The 2896-nt window shown below is 69.0% G+C and carries 3 protein-coding genes; 2 read left to right on the forward strand and 1 reads right to left on the reverse strand.

Annotation, left to right across the window (positions count from 1 at the left end; genetic code table 11):
• Positions 1 to 479: CorA family divalent cation transporter (locus tag ACWIHY_RS40120; RefSeq protein WP_454381678.1), on the reverse strand; the 479-nt coding region annotated here is incomplete at its 3' end.
• Between the two features lie 987 nt (positions 480 to 1466).
• On the opposite strand from ACWIHY_RS40120, the gene ACWIHY_RS40125 reads away from it, so the two are divergent.
• Entirely contained in the window at positions 1467 to 1832 is a 366-nt protein-coding gene (locus tag ACWIHY_RS40125) for a hypothetical protein (RefSeq protein ID WP_454381680.1), read from the forward strand.
• Complete coding sequence (locus ACWIHY_RS40130) at positions 1829 to 2494, forward strand: nucleotidyl transferase AbiEii/AbiGii toxin family protein (protein ID WP_454381682.1); 666 nt, start codon at positions 1829 to 1831, stop codon at positions 2492 to 2494. Before ACWIHY_RS40125 ends, ACWIHY_RS40130 begins: the two co-directional genes overlap by 4 nt.
• Positions 2495 to 2896: the final 402 nt, after the last annotated feature.

The raw sequence follows: 2896 nt of genomic DNA on the forward strand, positions 1-2896 counted from the left end.
TCGCTCTCCAGGGTGTCGACATCACCGGCGAAGGCATCAGCCACCTCGAGGTAGCGGTCGACGACCATGTCCGCGACCGCGTGCAGGACGGCCGCAGGCCCGCAGCCCAGCTGACGCGGGTCGTCCTGGAGCTGCTGCCGGACGCCGACCAGTGACGGGGCGCTGCCGTGGCGGACAGTGATCACGTACCCGGGGCCGGCGAACACCATGATCTCGCCGGTGTCGACGATCTCACTGGTCGCGGTGACCTTCTCGTGGTCGACGTAGACGATCGACTTCAGCACCAGGAACAGCATGTCACCGTAGCGCTCCAGCTTGGGCCGCTGATGCGCATGGACGGCGTCCTCGACCGCCAGCGGGTGCAGGCCGAAGGCCCCGGCAACCTCCTGCAGCTGCTCTTCGCTCGGCTCGTACAGGCCGATCCACGCGAACCGCCCCGCCTGCGGGTCTATCCGCTCCATGATCCTGCCCAGGTTCACCTGCCCGGGGATCCGCTTCCCGTCTTCATACAGCGCGCAGTCCACCACCGCCGACGGCAGACCCCCACCCTCACTACCGCGCCGCGCCGCCATGTGCTGCCTCTTGTCTGCCGTCGAACGTATAGAGAGGCAACCTACCCGCGACCAGCGAAGGATCACCCCGGTGCCCGCACCGCAGGGCTGCCACACGGCCGATGCCGGTGTCGGGCCGGCTGGCCCGCCCCGCGGTCCTGGGATGTGTACGGGCCGCCTCTCCCGCGTGGACCGGCATGCGGCAGTGTTGAGTCTCGCCCGACCTCGCGATCGAGACGTTGCGCGCTTTCTCCTGCAGAGGATTGACCGGCATTGGTGCCCGCCGCCGTGTGCCCGGTTGAGCTAGGTGCCTTCGAGGGCGCGGCGGTCGCCGGTGAGGGCGTAGCGGCGTACGGCGAGGATGGTTTCGGGTCGCTGCCGATGTCGTTGGCGAGGCGGGCGAGGATGGTGTCGACGGCTTGTTGTTCGGAGAGGTAGGGCGGGGCGAGTTCGAGGGCGATCTGTCCCAGCCTTCCGCGGGCGGCGGCCATCTCGTCGACCAAGTGCCGTACCGCGTTCGTGTCAGCGGGATGTCGCTCGGCGTCAGTGAGTGCCCGTTCCAGAGCGCCGCCGTCACCCCCCGCCCGTGTCGTCGGCGCCGGTGGCAGGAAGCGGTTCGCGGCGGAGCTCGTCGACGGCCTGGCCCACGATGGCGCGCACTTCGGGCCATTCGACGTGTCCGGTCTGGGCGGCTGTGTGAGCCGGTCGGTGACCAGGGTGGTGAGGTCGTCGAGCCGGCCGTGGACTTCGCGCAGCGCCCGCCGCGACAGCCCCAGATCCACCAGGGTGCCCGCATCTGTGTCACCCGCGGGTGACACTCCGGTCAGGACGCCTGCCGGATCGCGAACCGCCCTGCGGGATGGCTGTTCTCCTCTGCGGTTCCGGAGACGGGCGGGGCGGGGGATAATCGGGTCCATGGTCATGCTCTCCTCCACAGGTGCGGCGTCCTCGGCCGCCGAGGTGCTGCACGCCCGGTACGCGGGCCGACTGCCTGCCTCGCTGGACAAGCTCGCAGGCCCGAAGCACGGCGCGGTCGAGCTGCCGCTGCACGTCGCCTGGTCTGGACTGCGCACCTACGACCTCGACCGCCCACGCCTTCGCATGGGCCTGTACCGCACCGTCCTGGCCGAAGGGCAGCACGAGGACCTCGTGACCCTGCTGAACCGCGACCTCCTCCTGGCCCAGTGGCCCGTTCTGCGCACCCTGGTCAGCAGGCACCTGCGGCAGGTCTGGGAGGAAGCCTTCCCCGAGCTGCCGACCGCGGGATCAGCCGCCGCGTGAAACTGAGCGACCTGCACCGCCGGCTCCTGGCCGCCGTCATCGACATCGGCTCCCCATTCCCCCTCGTCCTTACCGGCGGGTACGCCGTCCAGGCGCACGGTCTCGTCGAGCGCCTGAGCCAGGATCTCGACGTCGCCACCGAGAACCCGGCTCCGATGGCGGAGATCATCGCCAGCCTGGAGCAGGGCCTGGTCTCGCGGGGCTGGGGTGTGCGCGTGATCGATGTAGACGCACTGTCGGCCCGTCTGATTGCCGCGGACCCGGACACCGGCGACGAGTGCGAGGTCGATGTCCTCAAAGAACACTTCTGGACACCCCCGGCCCAGACCGAGTACGGGCCGGTCCTCGCCTTCGACTCCGTCATCGGCACCAAGGTCCGCGCCCTGGCCGACCGCGGCGCCGTCCGCGACCTGATCGACGTACACGCAGCCTCCTGCCACCGCACCAGCAATGAGCTGGAACGGCTCGGCAGGCGGCACGGCCGCGACGAGTTTCGCCTTCAAGACCTCCGAGACCGACTGATCGGTGCGGAGTGGGCCGACGACGACGAGTTCGCGGCGTACGGACTCACCGAAGGGGAGACGGCCGAGCTGCGCGCCTGGGCCCAGCTTTGGGTGAGCGACCTGGACCAGCGCCTGCACAACCACGACGACGAGGCATGATGGTTGGTCCCTCCGTCGTGCTGGCGCTCAACGGCGCCGCCTCCCGCGCACCAGCTCGTCACGGCCGAAGCCGGTCCTGAACCGGTTCGGGAAGCCTCACGGCCTCAAGCAAGTTGACCTACGCGGCACAGCACATGGTGGCGGGTTGCTCACCTTGGGTAACGGGGGTCCGGCAATGTGAAGCGCACTTTCGTGTCCCCCACTGCCTCGATCCGAGGTCCAGTGCTGGAGCGCTCCCTGTTCTCCGACTAGCTTCGGGCGAAGCCTGGGGGCAAGCTTTAAGTGAGGTTGATCCCGGGGAGTGGATACCGTGTTTCATGCGACGAGTGACAGCGTAGGTGTCGTGATCAGTTGTTGTTCAAACTCGGCTGGTGTGCGGTAGCCGAGCGCGGAGTGGCGGCG

Source organism: Streptomyces sp. NPDC055287, from assembly GCF_053646035.1.